Raw genomic sequence first — 23,793 nt, forward strand, 5'->3', positions numbered from 1 at the left:
GTGCATACATCGCATGGTCCCGGGTAGCCGCGCCGCCATGGCTCCACCACTGGAACATGGCGCACACACATCCGGAACCACACGCCGATCGCTGCTCGCGGGGGTGGCGGCGCTCGGCGCGCTGGGCGCGGCCGGCTGCTCGCGGGTGGCCACCGCCTCCTCCGAGGACGGCGGTGACCTGCTGGAACGACTGCGGGCGGCAGGTGTCGTACGGCTCGGGATCGCGGGTGAGATCCCGTTCGGGTACATCAACACGGACGGCGAGCTGACCGGCGAGGCACCCGAACTGGCCAAAGTGATCTTCAAGCGGCTGGGGGTGGACCGGGTACAGCCGGTGCCGACGGAGTTCGGCTCGCTGATCCCCGGGCTGAATTCCCAGCAGTTCGATGTCGTGGCGGCCGGGATGTACGTCAATCCCGACCGCTGCGAGCAGGTCATCTTCGCCGATCCCGATTACCAGATGCTCGACTCGTTCATCGTCCGCAAGGGCAATCCGAAGGGCCTGCACAACTATCAGGACGTCGTCGAGAAGAAGGCGAAGTTCGCCACCGGAACCGGTTATGCCGAGATTCAGTACGCGGTCGAGGCCGGGTACCCGCGGGGCGACATCCTCATCGTTCCGGACCAGGTCGCGGGGCTGAACGCGGTCGAGGCCGGACGGGCCGACGTGTTCGCGGGGACGGCGATCACCACCCGTGAGGTGGTGAAGAAGTCGAACAAGGCCGAGGCGACGGAGCCCTTCAAGCCGATCGTCGGCGGCAAGCCGCATGTCGACGGCGGCGCCTTCGCGTTCCGGCCGACCGAGACGAAGCTGCGGGACGCCTTCAACGTCGAGCTGCACAAGCTGAAGAAGAGCGGCGAACTGCTGCGCATCCTCAAGCCGTTCGGATTCACGGAGGCGGAGATGACCGATCTGACCGCGAAGGAGCTGTGCGGCAGATGACTGCGGGACTCTGGGAACTCGTACTCAAGGGCGTCTGGGTCACCCTCCAGCTGCTCGTGTTCAGCGCGCTGCTGGCCGGCGCCGTCGCCTTCGTGGTCGGCATCGCCCGCACCCACCGGCTGTGGATCGTCCGCTTCCTCGCGGGCTTCTACACCGAGGTGTTCCGCGGGACCTCCGCGCTGGTGATGATCTTCTGGGTGTTCTTCGTGATGCCCACCGCCCTCGGCTGGCAGTTGGTGCCGATGTGGGCGGGCACGCTGGCGCTCGGCCTCACCTACGGCGCGTACGGCTCGGAGATCGTGCGCGGCGCGCTGACCGCGGTCGATCCGGCGCAGAAGGAGGGCGGCATCGCCCTCAGCTTCACGCCCTGGCAGCGGATGCGGCTGATCCTGCTGCCGCAGGCGGTGCCGGAGATGATCCCGCCGTTCTCCAACCTGCTGATCGAGCTGCTCAAGGGCACCGCACTGGTGTCGATCATGGGCATGGGCGACCTGGCGTTCAGCGGCAACCTGGTGCGCCTCGCGCTTCAGGAGAGCGCGGAGATCTACACGTACCTCCTGCTCATCTACTTCGTGATCGCCTTCCTGCTCACCCGGGTGATGCGGGGGCTTGAGAAGAAGCTGAAGGCGGGCGTCGGGAAGCGGCCGGAGAAGAAGGCCGTCATGCCCGAGCCGGTCGGAGGTGGTGTGAAGTGACGTGGGACTGGCAAGCCGTCGCCGACTTCATGCCGCAGTTCTGGGACGGGCTGTGGGTCACCCTGCAGGCCCTCGTCCTCGGATCGCTGATCTCCTTCGCGCTCGGCCTGGTGTGGGCGCTGCTGATGCGCGTGCCGACCCGGTGGGTGACCTGGCCGGTGGGCGCGGTCACCGAGTTCGTGCGCAACACCCCGCTGCTGGTGCAGCTGTTCTTCCTCTTCTACGTCCTGCCCGAGTGGGGCCTGACCTTCTCCGCGCTGACCACCGGCGTCTTCGCGATCGGGCTGCACTACTCGACGTACACGATGCAGGTCTACCGGGCCGGTATCGAGGCGGTGCCGGTCGGCCAGTGGGAGGCCGCCACGGCGTTGAACCTGCCGCTGCGGCGGACCTGGACCGCGGTGATCCTGCCGCAGGCGGTCCGCCGGGTGGTCCCCGCCCTCGGCAACTACGTGATCGCGATGCTCAAGGACACGCCGCTGCTGATGGCGATCACCGTGCTCGAGATGCTCGGCCAGGCGCGGCTGTTCTCCCAGGAGCACTTCCAGTACACCGAGCCCGTGACGGTGATCGGCGTGGCCTTCATCGTCATTTCCTATCTGGCCTCCCTTCTCCTGCGAGCCCTGGAGCGACGCCTTGTCCACTGACACCCAGCACAGTCCCGACATGAACCCTTCCGACAAGCGCCCGGGCGGTGAGCTGATCCGGCTGGAGCAGGTCACCAAGCGGTTCGGCGACCACACCGTCCTCGACCACCTCGACTTCTCCGTCGACGCCGGCAAGCACGTCACGCTCATCGGGCCGTCCGGATCGGGCAAGACCACGATCCTCCGGCTGCTGATGACGCTGACCAAGCCCGACGAGGGCACGATCACCGTCGACGGGGAGCGGCTGTTCCCGGCGCCGGAGAAGCAGGTGCGCGAGGTCCGCAAGAAGATCGGGATGGTGTTCCAGCAGTTCAACCTGTTCCCGAACATGACCGTCCTGAGAAACATCACCGAGGCCCCGGTGACCGTGCTCGGCATGTCGAAGGACGAGGCCGAGGAGCGGGCCCGGGGGCTGCTGGAGCTGGTGGGGCTGACCGACCAGGTCGACAAGCACCCGGCCCAGTTGTCCGGCGGGCAGCAGCAGCGGGTGGCGATCGCCCGGGCGCTGGCGATGCGGCCGCAGGTGCTGCTGCTGGACGAGGTGACCTCGGCGCTGGACCCGGAGCTGGTCGCGGGCGTGCTGGACGTGCTCAGGGACATCGCCCGGTCCACCGACATCACCATGCTCTGCGTGACCCACGAGATGAACTTCGCCCGGGACATCTCGGACCAGGTGCTGATGTTCGACTCCGGACGCGTCATCGAGGCCGGGGCGCCGGAGAAGATCTTCAGCGATCCCGAGCAGGACCGGACGCGGGAATTCCTCAGCGCGGTGCTCTGAGGGGTGCCCCGACTACGACATGTGAGGGAGCCAACACGGGAGGTCCAACGGCTGGGTCGTGACTCTGGCATATGCCAGAGTGTCAGCGCCGCTGTTGAGGGCGGCACAATCTCGTCAACAGCCGCTCGCTACAGGCCGTTTGCCGGTTATCGTGGAGGGGATTCGCTGACCGGATCACGGCACCGTTACTAGTGCGACTGAGCGAGCGCAGGGGGAAACCGTGGCGCTGAAGCACGAGCCGACCGCGCCGTACCACTCGGCCCAGGACGCCCTGCGCGTCCTGGAGACGGTGGCGCGGCACACCGCAGGAATCACCGACGTCGAACTCGCACGGCACACCGCCCTCAATCCGGAGCGCCTGACCACGCTGCTGAGGATGCTGCGCCGCGAGGGCTACGTCGAGCAGGTCACCGACGGCGCGTACGTGACGGGCGAGGCACTGACCCGCCTCGGCTCCGCGCACGACCGCGAGGACGCGCTGCGCGAGAAGCTCCAGCGCACCCTGGACCGGCTGCGCGACTCCGTCGGCGCGGCCGTCTACATCAGCCGGTACGTCGACGGCGAGGTGAAGGTCACGCAGTACGCCGACGGGCCGGACACCCCGGCGGTGAACGAGTGGGTGGACTTCCGCTTCTCCGCCCACGCCACGGCCGTGGGCAAGAGCCTGCTCACCCAGCTCGACCACAACGGCCGCCGGGACCATCTCTCCCGGCACAAGATGGCCCGCCTCACCTCGCGGACCATCACCAGCGACCGGCTGCTGCTGTCCCGACTGGAGTCCCAGCCGGCCACCGTGCCGGTCCTGGACCTCCAGGAGTACGCGGTGGGCACGGTCTGCGCGGCCGTCCCCATCACCGCGGGCTCCTCCGTCGGCTGCCTGGCCCTGTCCCTGCCGGTGGAACACGCGCATCGCCTCCGGCAGGCGGCGGACACGCTGAACCGGAACGCGGCGCCGGTGCTGTTGTCGCTGGCGATCTAGGTTGCTTTTCGTCCGCGGGCCGCGGGGGGCTGATCGCGCAGTGCCCCGCACCCCTCGGTACGTCCACCTGGCGTTGGTCGGAAGCACCCCGCCGGACCAGGTAGTATTTTCTCTGTCGCCAGCCGCGAAAGCGTCCTGGCGAGAGTCATGCGCCGCTAGCTCAGTTGGTTAGAGCAGCTGACTCTTAATCAGCGGGTCCGGGGTTCGAGTCCCTGGCGGCGCACAGAAGAAGGCCCCTCGCCAGTGCGGGGGGCCTTCGCCATGAAGAAGACGCCCCCCGACACCGCCGACGCGGCTGGGGGTCCGGGGGTTACCCCCCGGGAAATGCAGCATCAGCGGGTCCGGGGTTCGAGTCCCTGGCGGCGCACAGAAGAAGGCCCCTCGCCGACGCGGGGGGCCTTCGCCCATGAGAAAGCGTTCCTCGGGGAAACGAGGGGCCCTTCCGCGTCCTCCGAGGTCAACCGCCGGTAGGCCGGCTCGCCCGGCGGGCGCCACCACACCGGATCTGTGCAGTGCACGCCCTCGCGTCGCAGCAGGGCCCGGTGGATCTTGTTCGTCGCGGTGACCGGCATCCGCTCCAGCACCCGGACGAACCGGGGCGCCATCTTCGTACCGAGGTCGGGCTGGGCGGCCAGGAAGCGGGCGAAGGCCGCCGGCTCGAACGTACCCGCGATCGCCGCCATCACCTGGTCCCCGGTCACCGGATCCGGCACCGGATAGACGGCGACGGAGTCGACCCCCTCGTACCGGGCGAGGATGTTCTCGATCATCGCGGCGGCCAGGTTCTCCCCGTCCACGCGCAGCCGGTCGTCGGCCCGCCCGGCGAAGTAGAGGTAGCCGTCCGCGTCCCGGCAGAAGAGGTCGCCGGTCCAGTACGCCCCGTCCCGGCGCCGCTCGGCCTCCGCCTCGGGGTTGCGCCAGTAGCCCTCGAAGGGGTTCGGCCCCCGGTTCACCAGCTCCCCGATCGCCTCGTCCCCGTTCAGCAGCCGCCCGCCCGCGTCGAACACCGCCGGCGGCCGCTCCTCCCCCGTCTCCGGATCGAGTACGACGAGACCGGGCGCCGCCCGCCCCACCGCCCCGGCCGGTGTCCCCGGCGACCACTGCACGGCCGCGCCGCCCTCGGAGGACCCGTACCCCTCCACCAGCCGCACCCCGAACCGCCGTTCGAAGGCCGCCGCGTCCGCCGCCCCCGCCTCGGTGCCGAAGCCGACGCGCAGCGGGTTGTCCCGGTCGTCGGGACGCTCCTCGGTAGCCAGGACGTACTGGATCGCCCGGCCCACATAGGTGAAGTACGTCGCCCGGCAGGCCCGTACGTCCGCCAGGAACCCGGAGGCCGAGAACCGCCGCCGCAGCGCGACCCCCGCCCCGGCCGCGAGGGCGGGAGCCCAGTCGGCGATGACGGCGTTGCCGTGGAACATCGGCATGCAGACGTAGTGCACGTCGCCGGGCCGGACGTCGAACTGCCCGGCCAGCGCCCGTCCGGCGGCGGCCAGCCGCCCCTGGGTGCAGATCGCGGCCTTGGGGGCGCCGGTCGAGCCGGACGTGAAGTACAGCAGCAGCCGGTCGTGCGGGTCGGCCCGGGAGGCGTCCGGCCGGGCGTCGGCGTAGGGCGCGAGGAGGCTGTCGTACTCCTCGGAGCCGGTCAGCAGCAGGCGGACGCCGGGCAGATCGAGGCCGGTCAGCAGCGGGAGGTGGGCCGGTTCGGTGACCAGGATCCGGCACTCGGTGTGCAGGATGTCGCGGGCCAGTTCCGGGCCGCGTCGGGTGGGGTTGATCCCGGCCACGGCGGCACGGGCGAGGGCCGCCGCCCCCAGCCACAGCGGGTACTCCGGGGTGTTGTCGAGCAGGACCCCGACATGCGGCTCGGAGCCCGCCGGCAGCAGGTCGGCCAGCAGCGCCGCCCGGGCCGCGGCGCCCGCCGCCACCTGGTGATGGGTGAGGGTGCGCCCCTCGAACCACAGGCCCGCCCGGTGGTCACCCCAGCGGGCCTGTACGAGTTCCGCGACGGTCGTGGACTCCATGCGCCCGCAGGGTAATTGACGGACCGTCAGATGTGGAGGCCGCGACAGGAGGCAGTCGCTCCCGGCGCAGCCCATGCCGGCTACGGCATGAACTCCTCGCCCAGCTCGAACCCGAGGTGGACCACGACCATGAAGCCGACGCAGAAGGCGATGAAGACGCCGAGGAAGGCCAGCACGCAGCCCGACTCCGCGGCTAGCCTGCCCCGGGCCGGCGCGTGGGCCGTGGCCTGCTCGGGGCGGTCGGCCAGGTAGTGGACGGTGACGATGTCGCCCTCGACCGTGGTCGCCGGACCGTTCTGCTCCTCGAAGCGGACGGTGCGGCCCTCGCGCGTGGTGAACTCGTAGACGTGGTGCAGGGTCGTGCGCACCATGGTGTCGCCGCCCCCGCTGGCCGTCGTGTACATGCGCAGACAGCGCGCCTCGGCGGTGAGCCCGCTGCTCCAGGCCCGGCTGACCCGCCGGGAGCGGCGGATCATGCTCGCGGCGCCGAGCAGCGCGAAGGCGATCATCAGCGACGGCACGATGTAGAAGAAGACTTCCATGTGGTTCCCCCGAGTTCCGAACGCCGCCCCGGGCGCGCGTGGTGCAGGGAATGTACCCCCAGGGCGGGCCGGACTTGCTCAGGGAAGGCTCAGAACGTGACGTCCGAGCAGGCGTAGAAGGCGTTGCCCGTGTCGGCGATCGTCCACACCGCGAGGATCACGTGTCGTCCGCTGAGCCCGGACGGCAGCCTGCCGCTGTGCGAGAGCGTCGACGGCGGGCGCTGGCCGCCGTAGGGCACGGTCAGGAAGGGGGTGAGGTTGAGGTCGGAGCGGGCGAGGTTGTGGTTCTGGTTCCAGCCCGGCTTGGTGACGTAGTACTTGAAGTCGGTCGTGGCGTGCATGGCGGTGAACTGCCAGCGGAAGGTGTAGCTCTGGCCGCCGGTCACCCTGGTGGCCGGCCAGGTGCCGCCGGACGGGGTGCGGGGCGCGCTGAGCTGCCTGAACTGGCCCAGCCCCGCGTTGCATATCTGTCCGTCGGCCGGGCCGGAGCCCGGGAAGCCCTTCGGGCCCTCGACGCTCTGCGGTTCCCACTGGATCGGGCCGCAGTTGGTGACGGTGCCGTTCTGGCAGAGCTTCTGCCTGCTGATGGGGAGGTCGGTGTAGCCGTGGCCGCTGGCTCCACCGGAGGAGAGCACGAGGGCTCCGGTGGTGGCGAGTCCGACCACGGCGGCAGACAACTTGGTCTTTCTGCGCATGCTGCCGCTCCTGGAGAACGTGGGGAGGTTCAGTGAGCTGTGCAGGTAGGTCTAGACCAAGTCTGAGAGTAGGACTATGACTTGAACATGTCCATACCAATCACGACCCCGTTTCCCCGCGCCCCGCGCAGAACGCCACCGTCAGGTCCTTCACCAGCGCCTTGCGCTCGTAGTCGTCGAGCTCGACCAGCCCGCGCATGGTCAGCCGCGTCACCGTGTCCTCCACCGAGTCGACCACCGAGGTGAGCACGCTCGCCCGGTGCCGCGCGTCCAGCGCGGCGATCCGGCGGCGGTGCATCGCGGCGGCGACCTCGGGGGCGTACTCCACCCGCACCGGCCGTACCGAGAACACCTCAAGGCCCACCGGTGCCGTGTCCGCCGCCACCAGCCGGGTCAGCGTCTCCCCGGCCGCCTCCGCCGAGCCCTTCGCCCCGCCCGGCGGCTCCACCGGCACCCGGGCCAGCGCCGCCTCGACGCACTCGCGCAGATATGCCTCGTGGTCCTCGACGCCCAGCGTGGCCCGCGCGGTGTCCCGCACCCGCCACACCACCAGCACCACCACCCGCAGCGCGACCCCGCTGCCGTCGGCGGCCGCCAGCGGTTCACTGCGCCAGTGCCGCAGCCGTACGTCGACCCGGCGGCGCAGCAGCAGCGGGTTGACCCACATCAGGCCGGTCCGGCGGACCGTGCCCCGGTAGCGGCCGAACAGCCCGAGCACCCAGGCCCGGCCGGTCCGGCCGCGGGCCAGCCCGCCGAAGCCGACCAGACCGAGCGCCCCGGCCCCGGCATACGCCGCCCACTGCACGGGGCCCAGGCCCGCCGCCGCGGCCGACGGCAGCCCGAGCGCCTCCACCGCGAGCGGCGGCAGCACACCGGCCCACCACGAGGTGACCGCGCAACCGGCCGCCCCGCAGGCCCCGGCGAACACCCCGGCCGCCCCGGGCAGCACCCGCGCGGGCCGCTCCGCCAGCTCCGGGTCGACCTCCGGCACCGGGCGCGGCTTCGCCGCCGCCGGACGGCGCAGCCGCGGCGGCTCCCCCGTCCCCTCCCGACGCGCCACGACGGCGGGCCCGACCGGCACGGCCACCGGCACGGGGTCGTCCCGGAACAGCAGGTGGACGGGGATCTCGGTGGTCGCCTCGTTCTGAATGAGCCGGGCGGGCCGCGGGCCGTCCGACTCCGATGTCGGAGAAGACGGGAAAGAAGAGAGCCGGCCGGGCCGGGGACCTTCGGGTTCCGGGGTCGAAGAAGACGAAGAAGAAGTGGTCGTGCTCATGCGTGCCTCCAGCCTCCGCGCCAGATGCGTCACAACAGGGGATGCGAGGGCCGTTACGCGAACAGCCGCCGCCAGGTCTCCGGTCCCGGATAGCCGTCCGCCGCGCCGCCCCGCCACCCCTGGGCGCGTTGGAAGGCCTCGACGTTCCGGCGGTCCGCCTCGCCCCAGCGCGGTCCCGGACCGGTCGTGTAGTACTTGCCGAACCCTTTCTTCACGAGCTGCTTCCCGAGCAGCGTGACGTGGGCGTTGTTCGCCCCCGGCCGGAACTGCGCCCGCCCGGGAAATGCGGGCTTCGCCGGGGACGGCTCGGGCTTCGCTTGGGGCGGAGCCGGTTTCGCCGGGGACGGTGCCGGCGGTCCGGCCGCCCCCGCCCGGATGTCCTTGCCCCCGCCCGTGACCAGCAGCGCCCAGGTCTGCGGCCCCGGCAGCCCGTCGGCGTCCCGGCCCCTCCACCCCTGCGCCTGCTGGAAGGCCTGGGTGGCCCGGCGGTCCGCGTCCGACCAGCGAGGACCGGGGCCCACGGAGTAGTACCGGCCGGCCCCGCGTTCGACGAGCATGCGGCCCAGCCGGGTGACGTACTGGTTGTTGGCCCCGGGCCCGAAGCGGCCCCGGCCGGGATAGGCGTCCGCGTCCGGCTCGGCGGTGTCCGGCAGCGACCCCGCCGTACCGCCCGTACCACCCGCACCACCACCCGCGAGCCCCTTGTAGCGGTAGGCGACGTACTGGCCGGAATGGCTCCAGTAGGCGTAGGGGGTGGCCTGCTTGCGGGCGTACGGGCGGGTCGCCTCGTAGGCGATGTAGTAGGTGTGGGTGTAGTCGGTCCAGCCGCCGAAGATGGTGACGTGCGAGCCCTTCTGGGGGTCCGCCGGATTGTGGAAGAGCAGCATGTCGCCGGGTTGCAGCTCCTCCTTGGGGATACGGATTCCGTGCCGGCCGAGGCTGCCCGTCCATTCGTTCCCGGGCAGGTTCCAGGCCATCGAGACGAATCCCGAGCAGTCCTGCCGGTATCCGTCCGACCAGTACCGGGTCATGCTGTACGGCACTTTCGCCTCGACCCAGGTCTTGGCCCGCTTGATGATCTCCGCGCGGGTGGTCCCGGGCTGCTCGGCCGGCTCGGCCGCGGTGCCGCTCGGGCCGTGCAGCGGGGTCTTGCTCCCCTGTGGGGTCTCAGGCTCCTCACCTGCGGGAACGCTCGGCCGGCCGGGTGCCTGGGGAGCCGCGAGCGCCGGTACGGCGGGGGCGGCGCCGAGGGCCGCGGCGGCCGCCGCCACGATCACCGTCCGGTGGGCCGGCCCACCGCCCGCACGGCCGGCCGCGGAGGGCGACGGGGCGCGGTACCGGTGCACGCATCCGGGGCAGTCGCAGTCGCTCGCGGGATCGAATTCCTCGAATACCGGAGTCTCCATGCGATTCCCCTCACACTCAAGGTGGAAATATCCGCGCCTGTACACATTTGTCAGTTTCTCAACTGTCTTCCGCACGCGCATGTTGACGGTCCGAATGATGTACAGGGCCATTCCGGGGCCGGGCGGACCGGGCGGCAGCGGCCCGGCCTGGCGGTCCGGAGCACCCCTCCGGGTCGGGTAGAGTTCTCGGTGTCAGCAGGCGCCGCTAGCTCAGTTGGTTAGAGCAGCTGACTCTTAATCAGCGGGTCCGGGGTTCGAGTCCCTGGCGGCGCACCGACACCACAGCCCCTCGTCCGCACGAGGGGCTGTCGGCGTTCACCCGCCCAGTTGAACCGGGCCGGCGCGTGGACCGTATGGGAAAACATCAACAACAGCCACACGGGATCCCCACAAGCGCCACAATGAACGCGTATGACCGGTAAACACCGCGTTTCGCATCTTGCGATCATGCGGAACACCGTAGAACCCTGGTCCTTCAAGCCGCCGCGGATTCGCGGCAGTTGGGGGGCAAGGAGCCGGTTGTCCGATAGCGGGGAGAGGGGCCCCGTCAAGGAACGGATGCCGAGGGGGGCATCATGCAACCGGAAGGTCGCGTTTCCATGTCTATGAAGTGGAAGATGTGGTGACTGTGGCCCACCACTGATACGTCTGGTGAAGGTCGAGGGGGACCTAAGCAGACGAAGGAACCGACATACACGTGGTGACCTGCGTGTGGGGGGATGACTCATGACGTCGACGCCGACGGGCGCCCGGCAGAACTCCGACCCGTCACAGACCACTCAGCTCAGAGTGCCTACGCATCGGACCGGAGCGTTCAGACGCATCAAGAAGACGCTTCCGAAGTACGACTACGAGCACTACAGCCGGCTGGCCGGTCCCCTCACCCAGCCCGATCCGGGAAAGCCGTACCGGGTGCAGTACCGCTCCCTGATCTCGCAGGAGCCGCACCGCATCCGCGTCGCCCTGATGCTCGCCGCCGCGCCGCTGCTCTCGCTGGTGCTGCTGGCCTGGCTGCTCCAGCCCGAGCACTGGACCGAACGCGACTACGTCGAGTACGACTTCCTGCCGGCGCTCGACATCGTGATGCTCGTCTCGATCGGTCTGATCGAGTTCTTCCGCTGCATGAACGTGCTGTCCAACGCGCACGCCACCCTGGTCGCCCGCGACCCGATCCCGGTGGTGCCCGAGACCGGCACGAGAGTGGCGTTCCTGACCTCCTTCGTGCCCGGCAAGGAGCCGCTGGAGATGGTGACGAAGACCCTGGAGGCCGCGGTCAAGCTGCGCCACCGGGGCCTGCTGCACATCTGGCTGCTCGACGAGGGCGACGACCCGGAGGTCAAGGAGGTCTGCGCCCGGCTCGGCGTGCACCACTTCTCCCGCAAGGGCATCGCGAAGTGGAACCAGCCCACCGGCCCGCACCGCGCCAAGACCAAGCACGGCAACTACAACGCCTGGCTGGACGCCCACGGCGACGACTACGACTTCTTCGCCTCCGTCGACACCGACCACGTGCCGCTCCCCAACTACCTGGAGCGCATGCTCGGCTTCTTCCGCGACCCGAACGTCGGCTTCGTCATCGGCCCGCAGGTCTACGGCAACTACGACAACTTCGTCACCAAGGCCGCCGAGTCCCAGCAGTTCCTCTTCCACGCCCTGATCCAGCGCGCCGGCAACCGCTACGGCGCCCCGATGTTCGTGGGCACCTCCAACGCCGTACGGATCAAGGCGCTGAAGCAGATCGGCGGGCTGTACGACTCGATCACCGAGGACATGGCCACCGGCTTCGAGATCCACCGCCACAAGAACCCGGCGACGGGCAAGAAGTGGCGCTCGGTCTACACCCCGGACGTGCTCGCGGTCGGCGAGGGCCCGAGCGCCTGGACGGACTTCTTCACCCAGCAGATGCGCTGGTCGCGCGGGACGTACGAGACGATCCTCAAGCAGTACTGGAAGGGCTGGTACTCGCTGCCGCCGAGCAAGCTCTTCAACTACACGATGATGATCATCTTCTACCCGATGTCCGCCCTGAACTGGATCCTCGCGGCCCTGAGCTGCTGCCTGTTCCTGGGCCTCGGTGCCTCGGGTGTGAACATCGACCCCACCATCTGGCTGATGCTCTACGGCAACGCCTCCGCGCTCCAGATCGGCCTCTACGTCTGGAACCGCCGCCACAACGTCTCGCCGCACGAGCCGGAGGGCTCCGGCGGTGTGGCCGGCATGGTGATGTCCGCGCTGTCCGCGCCGCTGTACGCCAAGGCGCTGATCGACTCCGTGCTGCGCCGCAAGAGCAAGTTCGTCGTGACCCCCAAGGGCGACTCGGCCAGCCCTGACCGCTGGTTCGGGACCTTCCGCTACCACTGGTACTTCATCCTGATCTTCGGCGGGTCGATCGCGGCCGGCTTCGTCTACGGCAACTCCCACCCCGCGATGGTGATCTGGGCGACCTTCGCCATGCTGATCACCGCCACCCCGATCTTCGCCTGGCGGCACATGATGCGGCAGGCGAAGAAGAAGCCGCCGGCCGCCGAGCCGCCGGAGCCGGCCGCCCCGGCGCCGCACCAGGCGCAGCCGCAGCCGCTGCCGGCCCAGGCCGGCGCGCACCACAGTCCGCAGCACAAGCCGAGTTGGGCCGCCGCGCAGAGCACCGGCACCGACCAGACCATGCAGATCGCCCTTGGTGGACTTGGGGGACGTAAGGAATGAAAGACCAGGCCGGCCGCCGCCGTGTCCGTCGACTCGCGATAGGCACGGCGGTGGTGCTCGCGCTGGCCGGGATGAACGGGCCGTGGCTCTACCGCTTCGGGACCGAGAAATACCACCAGTACCAAATCAATAGACCCGAGTACAAAGCGGACAACGGTCACTGGGAGATCGTCGAGTTCCCCGAGGAGTACCGGCAGAACACCATCCACGCGGCGCTGCTGCGCACCGGCAAGGTGCTGCTCGTCGCGGGCTCGGGCAACAACCAGGACAACTTCGACGCGAAGCAGTTCGACACCCGGATCTGGGACCCGGTCAAGGGCACCATCAAGAAGGTACCGACCCCCAACGACCTGTTCTGCACGGGCCACACCCAGCTGGCGAACGGCAATCTGCTGATCGCGGGCGGCACCAAGCGGTACGAAAAGCTCAAGGGTGACGTCACCAAGGCCGGCGGCCTGATGATCGTCCACAACGAGAACCCGGACAAGCCGATCACGCTGCCCGCGGGCACCAGGTTCACCGGCAAGGAGAACGGCAAGACGTTCGTCTCCAAGGACCCGGTGCTGGTACCGCGCGCGAAGAAGGTCTTCGACCCGGCGACCGGCAAGTTCCTGCGCAACGACCCCGGCCTCGGCCGGATCTACGTCGAGGCGCAGAAGAGCGGTTCCAAGTACGAGACCGGCACCGAGGACAACTACCGGGTGCAGGGCCTCAAGGGCGCCGACGCGCGCAACACCTACGGCATCGCGCAGAAGCTCGCCCTCGACAAGAAGGACTTCCAGGGCATCCGGGACGCCTACGAGTTCGATCCGGTCGCCGAGAAGTACATCAAGGTCGACCCGATGAAGGAGGCCCGCTGGTACCCGACGCTCACCACCCTGGGCGACGGAAAGATCCTCAGCGTCTCCGGGCTCGACGACATCGGGCAGCTGGTGCCGGGCAAGAACGAGATCTACGACCCGAAGACCAAGAAGTGGAAGTACACCGAGAAGGTCCGGCAGTTCCCGACCTACCCGGCGCTGTTCCTGATGCAGAACGGCAAGATCTTCTACTCGGGGTCGAACGCGGGCTACGGGCCGGACGACGTGGGCCGTGACCCGGGCGTCTGGGACGTGGACAGCAACAAGTTCACCAAGGTGCCGGGGCTGAGCCACCCCGACCGGCTGGAGACCTCCGGGACCGTGCTGCTGCCCCCGGCGCAGGACGAGAAGTACATGGTCATCGGCGGTGGCGGCGTCGGCGAGTCCCGGCTGTCCAGCGAGAAGACCCGGATCATCGACCTGAAGGCGGACAACCCGAAGTTCGTGGACGGGCCGTCGATGGAGAAGGGCACGCGCTATCCGCAGGCCTCGGTGCTGCCGGACGACACCGTGCTGGTCTCGGGCGGCTCGGAGGACTACCGCGGCCGCGGCGACTCCAACATCCTCCAGGCGCGGATCTACGACACCGCGGACAACTCCTTCGACCGGGTCGCGGATCCGCTGGTCGGACGGAACTACCACTCCGGGTCGATCCTGCTGCCCGACGGCCGCGTGATGTTCTTCGGCTCGGACTCCCTGTTCAGCGACAAGGCGAACACCAAGCCGGGCAAGTTCGAGCAGCGCATCGAGATCTACACCCCGCCCTACCTCTACCAGGGGTCCCGGCCGTCCCTGTCCAAGGGGACGCAGACCATCGAGCGCGGCGAGTCCGGGACGTTCACCTCGCGGCACGCCTCCTCGATCAAGAAGGTGCGGCTGATCCGGCCGAGCGCGTCCACGCATGTGACGGACGTGGACCAGCGGTCCGTCGCACTGGACTTCGAGACGGACGGCGACAAGGTGACGGTGACCATGCCGGAGAACAAGAACCTTGTGCAGGCCGGGTGGTACATGCTGTTCGTCGTGGACGACCAGGGGGTGCCGTCGGAGGCGCAGTGGGTCCGGGTCCCCTAGCCGGACCCCCGGAACAGCACAGATCCCCGCGCCCCTTCCGGAGCGCGGGGATCTTTCACTGGATGCCTACTTGGAGGCCTTGGCCAGACCGAGCGCGTACTCGGCCCACCACTCCCCCGCCTTCGGGCCGCCCTTGCACTCGCCGTCCGACTCGCCCGGGCGCTTGACCCAGACGTAGGCGTCGACCAGCGGATCGGCGGTCTTCGTCGTCGGCGTCTCACCGAGCGCCCGCCCCGGCGGGTTGCACCAGCGCTCGCCCGGGTCGCCCTCCTCGTAGGGGCCGTTGCCGTTGCGGCTGGTGTCGATGACGAAGGGCTTGTTGCCGACCTTGGCGGAGAGGGACTTGCCGTACTTGATGGAGTCCTCGGTGGTGTAGAAGTTCGAGACGTTCACCGCGAAGCCGTCGGCCTGCTCGATGCCCGCCCACTGGAGCGGCTCGAAGATCTGGTCCGGGTGACCCCAGCCGGCGTTGCCCGCGTCGAGGTACACCTTGGTGTTCTTCAGGGACTTGAGCTTGGTGATCGCGCCCTTGAGGAGGTCGTAGCGCTCCTCGTGGAACTCCTCCGGGGTGCAGCCGTCCACCAGGTGCAGGACCGCGTCCGGCTCCAGGACGACCGTCGCCGAGCGGTCGCCGATGCCCTTGGCCACGCCGTCGATCCAGGACCGGTAGGCGTCGCCGTCGGCGGCGCCGCCCTGCGAGTACTGGCCGCAGTCGCGGTGCGGGATGTTGTAGAGGACCAGCAGGGCCGTGCGGCCCGCCTTGTCGGCGGCCTCGGTGACGCCGCGGGCATCGTCCTCCGGGCTCTCCGTGCCGATCCACTCCCCGGTCGGCTGCTCGGCGATCTTGCGTATCTGGTCGGCGGCCTCGTCCTTGCCCGCCTTCTCGTAGGCGGCCACCTGCCGGGCCGCGTTCCCTCCGGGGTTGACCCAGTACGGGTCTACCTCCTTGGGCTGTTGGGTGATGGCGGCGCCGGCGTCCTTCGGCCCGTCGCCCCCGTCGTCCGAGGAAGAGCATCCCGCGATCAGCAGCGCCGCCCCCAGCACCACCGCGGTAGCCCCCCTGCGGGCCCCCCTGTTGCCGTACATCCAACTCCCCCTCGGGTGTACCGTTCCAAGGCTCAATCCTGGCATACGCGTCACGGGGCACACGAGGTCGGCCGGGCCTTGTCCGAGAGCTGTTACAGCCCCGGAGGCCGGGGTAGGTGCGCCGGTACAGGGGGATGGCCTTACACGAAGGCGAGGGCCGGGCCATGCACCACACCGTGCGGGAGATCCATCTGGCGGAGGCGCTGGTGAAGGCCTCGGACACGCTCACCGACGGCTTCGACGCCGACGACTACTTACGACGCGTGTGCGACCTCTGCGTGGAGCTGCTGGCCGCACGGGCGGTCGGGATCATGCTGATCGACGAGGGCCGGACGGTGTCGCTGACCGGCAGCGGCGGCCGACGGGGCGCCGCGCTCGACCTGCTCAGGGCGCAGAGCGACGGCGGACCGTGCGAGGAGAGCTACGGCAGCGGCGAGGCCGTTCGGCCGGTCTCCATCCGGATCGCCCACGCCGGCTCGCGCTGGCCCGCCTTCACCGAACGGGCACTGCGGTACGACATCGCGGCGACCTTCGCGGTGCCGCTGCGCTGCCGGGAGCGGCTGCTCGGCGCGCTCAACGTGTTCGTGCCCACCCTGCCCGACGACTGCCCCGGCGCCCGGGAGGGAGAGCTGCGGCTGGCGCAGGCGCTGGCCGACGCCGCGGCCGTGGGGCTGCAGAACCATCAGGCGTACGCCCAGTACCGCACGCTGGCGGGCCAGTTGCAGCAGGCGCTGTCCAGCAGGGTGTGCATCGAGCAGGCCAAGGGGATGCTCGCCGAGCGCTGGCAGACCGGGGCCGATCAGGCGTTCGCGGTGCTGCGGCAGTACGCGCGACGGCACCGGCTGCCGCTGGACCAGGTGGCCCGGTCGGTCGTCGAACGGTCGGCGGACGACGCCGGGTTGCGGCGGGAGGCGGCGGGACGGCTCGGCAGGCGACCGTAGAACGGCCAACTACCTGTGCGGATGACGCAGCGCAACCATCCTGGGACCTGGCGTCAATTGCCCTCTAGGCCGCGGCGCTCATCCGTTCTAGAGTCGTCTCAGACGGCCCCAGCCCCCGGCCGGTCACTCCGACAGCGGCTTTCCAAAGCCTCCCGCGCCGGTCGCCGGGTTACTCCCGCAGCCCGAGCGCGCGCGGTTGAGGACCAGCCCGGTCGGCGGTTTCGGGGGGAGCGGGCCGTCGACCGGGCACGGTGGCCTCACCGCCCCGTACCGGTGAGGTACGCCGACACCACGACGTTCGCCGTGTAGCTGCGGCTCGCCCGGTCGAAGGTGCCGCCGCAGGTGATCAGCCGCAGTTCGGCCCGGCCGGGCTCGCGGGCGCCGTAGGCCTGCCGGGCGTCGAAGCGGTCCCGGGCCACGACCCGGACGTCGTCGACGGTGAACTCCGCGACCGTGCCGTCGGCGCGGACCACCCGGACCGGCCGGCCGGGCCTGAGCGCGCTGAGCCTGTAGAAGACGGCCGGCCTGGTCTCGGTGTCGACGTGCCCCACCAGCAGGGCGGGGCCGGCCGCGCCGGGTGCGGCGCCGGCCGCGTACCAGCCCACCACGCCGGGCTGGTCGAAGGGCGGCGGGTCGACCGCGCCCAGCCCGTCCAGGCCGCGGGCCACCACGGGCGCCTGTACGCCGAGGCCGGGAATGTCGATGCGCTGCGGCAGGGCCCGCCCCAGCGGGCGTGCGGCGGGCGGCAGTCGGACCTCGGGCGGTCGGCCCACCGCCGCCATGTCGCCGGTGGTCGGCGTCGATATGCCCTGCCGTACGTCGGTGACCTCGCGCCCCCACAGCCACAGCCCGAGCAGCAGCACCGCCCAGGCCGCGCCCGTCAGCAGCCGGCCGCTCACCGGGTCACTCCGTCCCACGGCTCCGGCGGGCGCTTCTGAGCGCCACGGCCGTCGCCGCGACCCCGGCGAGCACCAGGCCGACGACCGCGTGCGCCGTGCCGGGCCCGGTGGTGCGGGCGTCGGCCTCGGCCAGGTGGGCCGCGGTGCCGCCGCCGCCCGCGCTGACGGGGGCGACCGGTGAGGCGGGGGCGGAGGGCTCGGCGCCGACGGTGAGCGCGACCCGGCGCGCCGTACCGCCGCAGGTGACCTCCACGTCGTAGCTGCCGGCCTCGATCGAGCCGCGCACCCGGCTCTCGCCGACCAGCGTGCCGTCGGTCCCGGCGAGGGCGAGCCGCACCTCGGAGACGAACGCGGCCGAAACGGCGGTGGCCGTCCGCTCGGCGCAGCCGGTGACCCGCAGGGCGATGTCGGAGCCGGGGGCGGGGGACGGGGGGCTCACCGAGATACCGCCGGTGCCGGGGGCGGGGGACGCGGGGTTCACCGGGACACCGGCGGTGCCGGGGGCGGGGGACGCGGGGTTCACCGGGACACCGCCGGTACCGGGGGCGGAGGGCGCGGGGTTCACCGGGATGCCGCCTCCGTCCGCCGCGTACGCCGCCGGGGGGAGCAGAGCCGCGACCGCCGCGACTCCCGCACAGAGAGTGACCTTCAGTGAGCCCATCGTGAACCTCCAGTTACCTGGAGACTCCTCCCGCCCGCCGGACCCCGCATCCCCAGCGGGGCCCGACTGCTCCGAACGGGTCGTGTTCCGGTGCTCGCGGGTTTCAGATCCGTTCGACGAGGTCGGCGATGGAGTCCACCACCCGGGACGGCCGGTACGGGAAGTCCTCGACCTGCTCGGGCCGGGTCAGCCCGGTGAGCACCAGGAAGGTCTGCATCCCGGCCTCCATGCCGGCCAGCACGTCGGTGTCCATCCGGTCACCGATCATGGCGCTGCTCTCGGAGTGGGCCCCGATGGCGTTCAGACCGGTACGCATCATCAACGGGTTCGGCTTGCCCGCGAAGTACGGCTTCTTGCCGGTCGCCTTGGTGATGAGCGCGGCGACGGCACCGGTCGCGGGCAGCGGGCCCTCGGTGGAGGGGCCGGTCTCGTCGGGGTTGGTGCAGATGAACCGGGCACCGTCGTTGATCAGCCGTACGGCCTTCGTCATGGCCTCGAAGGAGTACGTGCGGGTCTCTCCGAGGACCACGTAGTCGGGCTCGTGGTCGGTGAGGACGTACCCGATGTCGTGCAGGGCGGTGGTCAGACCGGCCTCGCCGATGACGTACGCCGTGCCGCCGGGCCGCTGGTCGTCCAGGAACTGGGCGGTGGCCAGGGCCGAGGTCCAGATGGACTCGACGGGCACGTCCAGGCCCATGCGCCGCAGGCGGGCGTGCAGGTCGCGCGGGGTGTAGATGGAGTTGTTGGTGAGGACCAGGAACGGCTTGCCGGACTCGCGCAGCTTCTTCAGGAAGGCGTCGGCGCCGGGGATCGGCACGCCCTCGTGGATGAGCACTCCGTCCATGTCGGTGAGCCATGACTCGATGGGCTTGCGGTCTGCCATGTGCTGGTGACTCCTGCGTGCGTACGGGCTTGGGCGGGGGCGCCGGAACCACGGCGTACCGACGCCCCCAGCGTAATCAGGAAGCCGTCACATTGACCCCGCCGATCACGAGGTCGTGAAGTCACCGGGCACCGGGGGCGGCCCGGCGGCGCCTCCGTGCGAGCAGCAGCGCGCCGCCCGCGGTGAGCAGCAGGGCGCCGACGGCGGCGAGCGCGGCCGCGGGGGTACCGGTGCGGGCGAGTTCGTCGGCGGGCGGCAGGGGCGGGGCGGTGGGGTCGCCCGGGTCCGGGTCGGTGTCGATGTCGATGGTGAAGCGGTAGTCGTTGGACTGGCCGATCCAGTCGCCGTCGTCGTCGTGACGCTGTACGACGGCCGCGTTGGCTGTCACGCGGTTGGGTACGGCGTCGGAGGTGACCGCGAGCCGCAGCTTCACGGTGAGCGTCCTGCGGGGGCCGACGGTGAGGGCCTGCGTGAGGGCGCCTACGAGTTCGTCCGCGTCGGTGGTCTCGAAGCGGACGGGGAGGGGGATGCCGTCGCCCGCGTAGGACTCCAGCCGGGCCTGCGAGGGACGCAGCGCGCGGCGCTCGTCGACGAGGACGACGACGGGGTGCACGTTGCGGCAGGTCCGGTCGGTGGTGTTCGTCAGCTCCAGGTACCAGATCCCGTACCCGCCACCGGCCACGTAGGACTCCGGCCCGCCGTGCAGCCTGGTCGTCAGCGGGAACGCCCGGCCGTCGGGAGCGGCGCAGGTACTGGCGGGCCGGGCGATGTGCGGGGCTGCGGGCACGGCGGGCGCCGCCCGCTCTGCGGCGGGCGCGGCCGGTGGCGCGGCGAGGAGGGCGACGGCTGCGGCGAGGGGGAGGGACACGGACGCGGGCGGGCACAGTCGCATGAACACATGACCATGCCGGTCGCGGTGGCGGGCGGAGGCGAGGCGCACCGGCGGGGGCCGGGTTTCCGCCCGATCGGACGCGGCCCCGGTCGGCAGCGGACCTCGCGACCGCCCCTCCCCCAGCTACCGCCGCGCCGTCAGCACCGGCTGGTAGTACCCCGTGGACTCCGGCCCCTGCCAGGCGACGTCGGTGAACCCCGCCTCCGTCACCAGCCGGACCGCCTCGACGCGGGTCAGCGCCCAGTACGCCGTCCGGCGGCGCCGTACCGTCCAGCCGTCCCCGTCGGGCAGCAGCTGGAAGTGCTCCAGGTCGTAGCGCTCGCCGTCCTCGTGCCAGTGCCACAGCTGGAAGGTGATCGCCCGGCCCGTGGGGGTCCGCGTGACCTGCGGAGGGGCCGCGGTGGGACGGGTCCGGCGCGCCTCGTCGTAGTCCCGGAGGCTGATCAGCAGCAGCCCTCCGTCGCGCAGGACGCGCCGCATGCCCAGCAGGGCGGCCGTCACGTCCCGCTCGGACAGCAGGTGCGGCAGCGCGTTGTCGGCGGAGACGACGGCGTCGAAGGCGCCCGGCGCGAACGGCAGCCGGCGCATGTCCGCGGCCGCCACCGGAAGCCGCACGTCACGGGCCGCCGCCTCGGCCGCGGCGCGCGCGGCGGCCCGGGGGCTCAGGTCGCTGCCGACGACCCGGTGCCCGCGCCGGGCCAGCCCGATCGCCTGGGTGCCGATCCCGCAGGAGCAGTCCAGGACAGCGTGCGGCCCGGCTCCCAGAAGGGACGTCAGCAGCCCGTCCAGCACCACCCCTTGGCGTCTCGTGCTCGCGTCCCAGTCCGGGAAGATCAGGTGGTAGTCGGCGGCCAGGTCGTCGTAGAAGGACTGCACCGTCGTCGTAGAAGGAGTGCACCGGGGTGCGGGCATGCGCTCACCCTAGGACGCCTCGCCACGCCCGAACAGCGGTGCCAGCAGCAGTTGGGCCGCGCCCTCCGCCACCTCCCGCCCGCCGCCGGGAGCGATCCGTACCGGCACCGGCTCCTCGCCGACGCGGCGGGCGCGTTGTTCGAGGACGGCCGCGGTGCCCCGTAGGAAACAGTCGGGGTGGCCGGCGACCGTGCGGCCGCCCAGCAGCACCAGGTCGATGTCGAGCAGGGCTACGAGGTTGGCGGCGCCGGTGCCGAGGATGCGTGCCGCTTCCTCGAAGTCGCCGTGCCCGACGGCGGCCAGGCAGAGGGCCTCCACGCACCCGCGGTTGCCGCACTCGCACGGCGGCCCGTCCAGGTGGACGACCTGGTGCCCGAACTCCCCCGCGCCGGTCCGCGCCCCGCGGCGGACGACTCCGCCGAGCACCAGCCCGCCGCCGAGCCCCGAGCCGAAGTGCAGGTACGCGAAGGACTCCCCGGTGTCGCCCGCGACCGCCAGCCCCAGGGCCGCCGCGTTGGTGTCCTTGTCCACCACGACCGGCACCCCGGGTCCGAGTGCCCGCTCCAGCGTCGCCCGCAGGGGGAAGCCGTCCCACTCGGGGAAACCGGTGACCCGGTGCAGGACGCCGCGGGTGTGGTCCAGCGGGCCCGGCAGTCCCACGCCCACCCCGAGGAGCGTCCCCACGGCGCCCGCCCCGACCAGCGCGGTCACCTCCCGTACGACGCTGTCGACGACCGCCGCCTGCCCCGCCCCCAGGTCCAGCGGGGCTGCCCGTTCCGCCACCACCGCGCCGGTCAGGTCGACGAGCACCGCCCGCAGCGCGTCCCGGTCCAGATGCACGCCCACCGCGTGCCCGGCCTCCGGCACCAGCCGCAGCGCGGTGCGCGGCTTGCCGCCCGTGGAGGCCCGCCGGCCCGCCTCCGTCACCAGGCCCTCCGCCCGCAGCCGCGCGGTGATCTTGCTGACGGCCTGCGGGGTCAGCCCGATCCGCTCGGCCACTTCGAGCCGGCTGATCCCGTCCGCCCCGGCCGCCCGCAGCAGGTCGAGGACGAGCGCGGTGTTGTGGTTGCGCAAGGCCGGCAGGTTCACGCCCTGGGCCGCGCCGTTCGTACTGCTCACGCCACCATTCTCCCCGCCGCTTGCACTTTGGCAACAGCGTTGCGAAAGTAGGGTCCATGACTGGTACCCCCCTCCGTGTGGGCCTGATCGGCTACGGCCTCGCGGGCTCCGTCTTCCACGCCCCGCTGATCGCCGCCACCGAGGGCCTCGCCCTGGACACGGTGGTCACCTCCAACCCGGAGCGGCAAAAGCAGGCCCGCGCCGAGTTCCCGGACGTGCGGGTCGCCGCGACCCCCGACGAACTCTTCGAGCGGGCGGCCGACGACCTCGACCTGATCGTCGTCGCGTCCCCGAACAAGACCCACGTCCCGCTCGCCACCACCGCCCTCAAGGCGGGCCTCCCGGTCGTCGTCGACAAGCCGGTCGCGGGCACCGCGGCCGAGGCCCGCGAACTCGCCGCCCTGGCCGACGAACGCGGCGTCCTCCTCTCCGTCTTCCAGAACCGCCGCTGGGACAACGACTTCCTGACCCTGCGGAGGCTCGTCGCCGACGGCGAGCTGGGCGACGTCCTGCGCTTCGAGTCCCGCTTCGAACGCTGGCGCCCGCAGCTCAAGGGCGGCTGGCGGGAGTCCGGCGACCCCGCAGAGATCGGAGGTCTCCTCTACGACCTCGGCAGCCACGTCGTCGACCAGGCCCTCGCCCTCTTCGGCCCGGCCGCCTCCGTCTACGCCGAGACGGACGTCCGCCGCCCGGGCGCCGAGACGGACGACGACACCTTCATCGCCCTCACGCACACCGGCGGCGTCCGCTCCCACCTCTACGTCTCCGCCACCACCGCCCAGCTCGGCCCGCGCTTCCGCGTACTCGGCTCGCGGGCGGGCTACGTCAAGTACGGCCTCGATCCCCAGGAGGCCGCCCTGCGCGAGGGCACCCGCCCCGGCCCCGGCTGGGGCACGGAACCCGAGTCGCTGTGGGGCCGCGTGGGCGCCGGAGAGTCCCCGCTGACCGGCGGCGGACGCCCGGAACCGACCCTGCCCGGCGACTACCCCGCGTACTATGCGGCCGTGGCCAGGGCCATCACCTCCGGCGGCGCCAACCCGGTGACCGCCCTGGAGGCGGCCGCCGCCCTCGACGTACTGGAGGCGGCCCGCCGGTCGGCCCGCGACGGAGTGGTGGTGACGCTGTGACGCACGACAACGGAATCAGCCCGGAGGCCGCCCCGAGCCCGGCGGTGACGCCGTGACGCACGACAACAAGATCACGCCGAAGTTCACGCCGGAACTCACCCCCACCGTCGAGGAGCTGGAGGCGCAGGAACGGCGCCTGGTCTTCCGCCGGTTCACGTACGAAGACGCCTGGGCCCTCGGCTCCCTGCTGGTCGAGTCGGGCCGCGAGCGCCAGGCCCCGATCGCCGTCGACATCCACCGCGCCGGCCAGCAGCTCTTCCACGCCGCCCTGCCCGGCTCGACCCCCGACAACGACGCCTGGATCGCCCGCAAGCGCCGCGTCGTCGAACGCTACGGCGCCTCGTCCTACCTGGTGGGCGCCCGCTTCCGGGCCAAGGGCACGACATTCGAGGAGTCGTCCCGCCTGGACGCGGACACCTACGCGGCACACGGCGGTTCGTTCCCGATCACCGTCGAGGACGTGGGCGTCATCGGCGCGGTGACGGTGAGCGGTCTGCCGCAACTGGAGGACCACCGGATGGTGGTGGCGGCGGTCGAGGAGTTCCTGGAGAAGTTCCAGGGCCGGTAGCCGGGCGGACGGCCAGACCGGACGGCCAGAGCAGCCCCAGGTCGCGAGCGCGCTGCACGTGACCGTGGGCATCATCCTGCTGT

At 71.2% G+C, this 23,793-nt stretch carries 22 protein-coding genes and 2 tRNA genes; 12 read left to right on the forward strand and 12 right to left on the reverse strand.

Annotated elements, in window-relative coordinates:
• Positions 1–37: 37 nt before the first annotated feature.
• From ehuB to ICC28_RS24510, 6 genes are all read left to right on the forward strand, one after another.
• A complete protein-coding gene (gene ehuB / locus ICC28_RS24485) occupies positions 38–943 on the forward strand; it encodes an ectoine/hydroxyectoine ABC transporter substrate-binding protein EhuB (RefSeq protein ID WP_188290853.1) in 906 nt (301 codons plus the stop codon).
• Entirely contained in the window at positions 940–1,638 is a 699-nt protein-coding gene (ehuC, locus tag ICC28_RS24490; protein ID WP_188290854.1) for an ectoine/hydroxyectoine ABC transporter permease subunit EhuC, read from the forward strand. Before ehuB ends, ehuC begins: the two co-directional genes overlap by 4 nt.
• Positions 1,635–2,285 (forward strand): ectoine/hydroxyectoine ABC transporter permease subunit EhuD, encoded by a 651-nt coding sequence (gene ehuD, locus ICC28_RS24495; protein WP_188290855.1) that lies wholly within the window; start codon positions 1,635–1,637, stop codon positions 2,283–2,285. The genes ehuC and ehuD overlap by 4 nt, the downstream gene beginning before the upstream one ends.
• Before the next feature lie 19 nt (positions 2,286–2,304).
• Entirely contained in the window at positions 2,305–3,066 is a 762-nt protein-coding gene (gene ehuA / locus ICC28_RS24500) for an ectoine/hydroxyectoine ABC transporter ATP-binding protein EhuA (RefSeq protein ID WP_223189373.1), read from the forward strand.
• Between the two features lie 220 nt (positions 3,067–3,286).
• On the forward strand, positions 3,287–4,045 hold the full coding sequence (locus ICC28_RS24505; RefSeq protein ID WP_188290857.1) for an IclR family transcriptional regulator: 759 nt from the start codon (positions 3,287–3,289) through the stop codon (positions 4,043–4,045).
• A gap of 149 nt (positions 4,046–4,194) precedes the next feature.
• Positions 4,195–4,268, forward strand: a tRNA-Lys gene (locus ICC28_RS24510).
• 109 nt (positions 4,269–4,377) lie between these two features.
• Here the strand turns inward: ICC28_RS24510 and ICC28_RS24515 are convergent.
• The 5 genes from ICC28_RS24515 to ICC28_RS24535 all read right to left on the reverse strand — a co-directional run bounded on the left by ICC28_RS24515 (position 4,378) and on the right by ICC28_RS24535 (position 9,985).
• The gene (locus ICC28_RS24515; protein ID WP_188290858.1) at positions 4,378–6,066 is read right to left on the reverse strand and encodes an AMP-binding protein; all 1,689 of its coding nucleotides are present in this window, start codon (positions 6,064–6,066) and stop codon (positions 4,378–4,380) included.
• Between the two features lie 80 nt (positions 6,067–6,146).
• On the reverse strand, positions 6,147–6,608 hold the full coding sequence (locus ICC28_RS24520) for a DUF3592 domain-containing protein (protein WP_188290859.1): 462 nt from the start codon (positions 6,606–6,608) through the stop codon (positions 6,147–6,149).
• Between the two features lie 89 nt (positions 6,609–6,697).
• Positions 6,698–7,303, reverse strand: a complete 606-nt coding sequence (locus ICC28_RS24525) for a lytic polysaccharide monooxygenase (RefSeq protein WP_188290860.1) — start codon at positions 7,301–7,303, stop codon at positions 6,698–6,700.
• Positions 7,304–7,403: 100 nt separating this feature from the next.
• A complete protein-coding gene (locus tag ICC28_RS24530) occupies positions 7,404–8,579 on the reverse strand; it encodes an SPFH domain-containing protein (RefSeq protein ID WP_188290861.1) in 1,176 nt (391 codons plus the stop codon).
• Positions 8,580–8,632: 53 nt separating this feature from the next.
• On the reverse strand, positions 8,633–9,985 hold the full coding sequence (locus tag ICC28_RS24535) for a peptidoglycan-binding protein (RefSeq protein WP_188290862.1): 1,353 nt from the start codon (positions 9,983–9,985) through the stop codon (positions 8,633–8,635).
• 199 nt (positions 9,986–10,184) lie between these two features.
• Between ICC28_RS24535 and ICC28_RS24540 the strand changes: the two genes are divergently transcribed.
• The 3 genes from ICC28_RS24540 (at position 10,185) to ICC28_RS24550 (ending at position 14,622) form a co-directional block, all read left to right on the forward strand.
• Positions 10,185–10,258: transfer RNA gene (locus ICC28_RS24540), tRNA-Lys, on the forward strand.
• A gap of 453 nt (positions 10,259–10,711) precedes the next feature.
• Entirely contained in the window at positions 10,712–12,688 is a 1,977-nt protein-coding gene (locus ICC28_RS24545; protein ID WP_188290863.1) for a glycosyltransferase family 2 protein, read from the forward strand.
• Complete coding sequence (locus ICC28_RS24550; protein ID WP_188290864.1) at positions 12,685–14,622, forward strand: kelch motif-containing protein; 1,938 nt, start codon at positions 12,685–12,687, stop codon at positions 14,620–14,622. The genes ICC28_RS24545 and ICC28_RS24550 overlap by 4 nt, the downstream gene beginning before the upstream one ends.
• 66 nt (positions 14,623–14,688) lie before the next feature.
• Here the strand turns inward: ICC28_RS24550 and ICC28_RS24555 are convergent, their stop codons facing one another.
• Entirely contained in the window at positions 14,689–15,708 is a 1,020-nt protein-coding gene (locus ICC28_RS24555) for a glycoside hydrolase family 6 protein (protein ID WP_188290865.1), read from the reverse strand.
• A 134-nt stretch (positions 15,709–15,842) separates the two neighbouring features.
• On the opposite strand from ICC28_RS24555, the gene ICC28_RS24560 reads away from it, so the two are divergent.
• Positions 15,843–16,649, forward strand: a complete 807-nt coding sequence (locus ICC28_RS24560; protein WP_317454091.1) for a GAF and ANTAR domain-containing protein — start codon at positions 15,843–15,845, stop codon at positions 16,647–16,649.
• 257 nt (positions 16,650–16,906) lie between these two features.
• Here ICC28_RS24560 and ICC28_RS24565 read toward each other — a convergent pair whose 3' ends face one another.
• The 6 genes from ICC28_RS24565 to ICC28_RS24590 form a co-directional block, all read right to left on the reverse strand.
• Entirely contained in the window at positions 16,907–17,548 is a 642-nt protein-coding gene (locus tag ICC28_RS24565) for a class F sortase (RefSeq protein WP_317454092.1), read from the reverse strand.
• A 4-nt stretch (positions 17,549–17,552) separates the two neighbouring features.
• Positions 17,553–18,209 carry a hypothetical protein gene (locus ICC28_RS24570; protein ID WP_188290867.1) on the reverse strand — a complete coding sequence of 219 codons (657 nt, stop codon included), beginning with the start codon at positions 18,207–18,209 and terminating at the stop codon, positions 17,553–17,555.
• 103 nt (positions 18,210–18,312) lie between these two features.
• Entirely contained in the window at positions 18,313–19,092 is a 780-nt protein-coding gene (locus tag ICC28_RS24575; RefSeq protein ID WP_188290868.1) for an HAD-IIA family hydrolase, read from the reverse strand.
• A 121-nt stretch (positions 19,093–19,213) separates the two neighbouring features.
• Positions 19,214–19,984, reverse strand: coding sequence for an LPXTG cell wall anchor domain-containing protein (locus tag ICC28_RS24580; RefSeq protein ID WP_188290869.1), 771 nt, complete (start codon positions 19,982–19,984; stop codon positions 19,214–19,216).
• A gap of 123 nt (positions 19,985–20,107) precedes the next feature.
• Complete coding sequence (locus ICC28_RS24585; protein ID WP_188290870.1) at positions 20,108–20,896, reverse strand: class I SAM-dependent methyltransferase; 789 nt, start codon at positions 20,894–20,896, stop codon at positions 20,108–20,110.
• Between the two features lie 9 nt (positions 20,897–20,905).
• The gene (locus tag ICC28_RS24590) at positions 20,906–22,015 is read right to left on the reverse strand and encodes an ROK family protein (protein WP_188290871.1); all 1,110 of its coding nucleotides are present in this window, start codon (positions 22,013–22,015) and stop codon (positions 20,906–20,908) included.
• A 56-nt stretch (positions 22,016–22,071) separates the two neighbouring features.
• On the opposite strand from ICC28_RS24590, the gene ICC28_RS24595 reads away from it, so the two are divergent.
• Both ICC28_RS24595 and ICC28_RS24600 read left to right on the forward strand, forming a co-directional pair.
• The gene (locus ICC28_RS24595) at positions 22,072–23,142 is read left to right on the forward strand and encodes a Gfo/Idh/MocA family oxidoreductase (protein WP_188290872.1); all 1,071 of its coding nucleotides are present in this window, start codon (positions 22,072–22,074) and stop codon (positions 23,140–23,142) included.
• Positions 23,143–23,194: 52 nt separating this feature from the next.
• Positions 23,195–23,710 carry a heme-degrading domain-containing protein gene (locus ICC28_RS24600; RefSeq protein WP_188290873.1) on the forward strand — a complete coding sequence of 172 codons (516 nt, stop codon included), beginning with the start codon at positions 23,195–23,197 and terminating at the stop codon, positions 23,708–23,710.
• Positions 23,711–23,793: the final 83 nt, after the last annotated feature.

The sequence above is a fragment of the Streptomyces sp. TRM68416 genome, from assembly GCF_014596915.1.
Taxonomy (GTDB): domain Bacteria; phylum Actinomycetota; class Actinomycetes; order Streptomycetales; family Streptomycetaceae; genus Streptomyces.

What these genes read in the sequence shown, in the direction of transcription:
- ICC28_RS24575 (WP_188290868.1), bottom strand. Translation starts at nt 19,092, where the DNA reads ATGGCAGACCGCAAGCCCATCGAGTCATGGCTCACCGACATGGACGGA.
- ICC28_RS24585 (WP_188290870.1), bottom strand. Translation starts at nt 20,896, where the DNA reads ATGCCCGCACCCCGGTGCACTCCTTCTACGACGACGGTGCAGTCCTTC.
- ICC28_RS24545 (WP_188290863.1), top strand. Translation starts at nt 10,712, where the DNA reads ATGACGTCGACGCCGACGGGCGCCCGGCAGAACTCCGACCCGTCACAG.
- ICC28_RS24580 (WP_188290869.1), bottom strand. Translation starts at nt 19,984, where the DNA reads ATGCGACTGTGCCCGCCCGCGTCCGTGTCCCTCCCCCTCGCCGCAGCC.
- ICC28_RS24530 (WP_188290861.1), bottom strand. Translation starts at nt 8,579, where the DNA reads ATGAGCACGACCACTTCTTCTTCGTCTTCTTCGACCCCGGAACCCGAA.
- ICC28_RS24520 (WP_188290859.1), bottom strand. Translation starts at nt 6,608, where the DNA reads ATGGAAGTCTTCTTCTACATCGTGCCGTCGCTGATGATCGCCTTCGCG.
- ICC28_RS24515 (WP_188290858.1), bottom strand. Translation starts at nt 6,066, where the DNA reads ATGGAGTCCACGACCGTCGCGGAACTCGTACAGGCCCGCTGGGGTGAC.
- ICC28_RS24560 (WP_317454091.1), top strand. Translation starts at nt 15,843, where the DNA reads ATGGCCTTACACGAAGGCGAGGGCCGGGCCATGCACCACACCGTGCGG.
- ICC28_RS24555 (WP_188290865.1), bottom strand. Translation starts at nt 15,708, where the DNA reads ATGTACGGCAACAGGGGGGCCCGCAGGGGGGCTACCGCGGTGGTGCTG.
- ICC28_RS24570 (WP_188290867.1), bottom strand. Translation starts at nt 18,209, where the DNA reads ATGGGCTCACTGAAGGTCACTCTCTGTGCGGGAGTCGCGGCGGTCGCG.
- ehuC (WP_188290854.1), top strand. Translation starts at nt 940, where the DNA reads ATGACTGCGGGACTCTGGGAACTCGTACTCAAGGGCGTCTGGGTCACC.
- ehuA (WP_223189373.1), top strand. Translation starts at nt 2,305, where the DNA reads ATGAACCCTTCCGACAAGCGCCCGGGCGGTGAGCTGATCCGGCTGGAG.
- ICC28_RS24525 (WP_188290860.1), bottom strand. Translation starts at nt 7,303, where the DNA reads ATGCGCAGAAAGACCAAGTTGTCTGCCGCCGTGGTCGGACTCGCCACC.
- ICC28_RS24595 (WP_188290872.1), top strand. Translation starts at nt 22,072, where the DNA reads ATGACTGGTACCCCCCTCCGTGTGGGCCTGATCGGCTACGGCCTCGCG.
- ehuB (WP_188290853.1), top strand. Translation starts at nt 38, where the DNA reads ATGGCTCCACCACTGGAACATGGCGCACACACATCCGGAACCACACGC.
- ICC28_RS24550 (WP_188290864.1), top strand. Translation starts at nt 12,685, where the DNA reads ATGAAAGACCAGGCCGGCCGCCGCCGTGTCCGTCGACTCGCGATAGGC.
- ICC28_RS24535 (WP_188290862.1), bottom strand. Translation starts at nt 9,985, where the DNA reads ATGGAGACTCCGGTATTCGAGGAATTCGATCCCGCGAGCGACTGCGAC.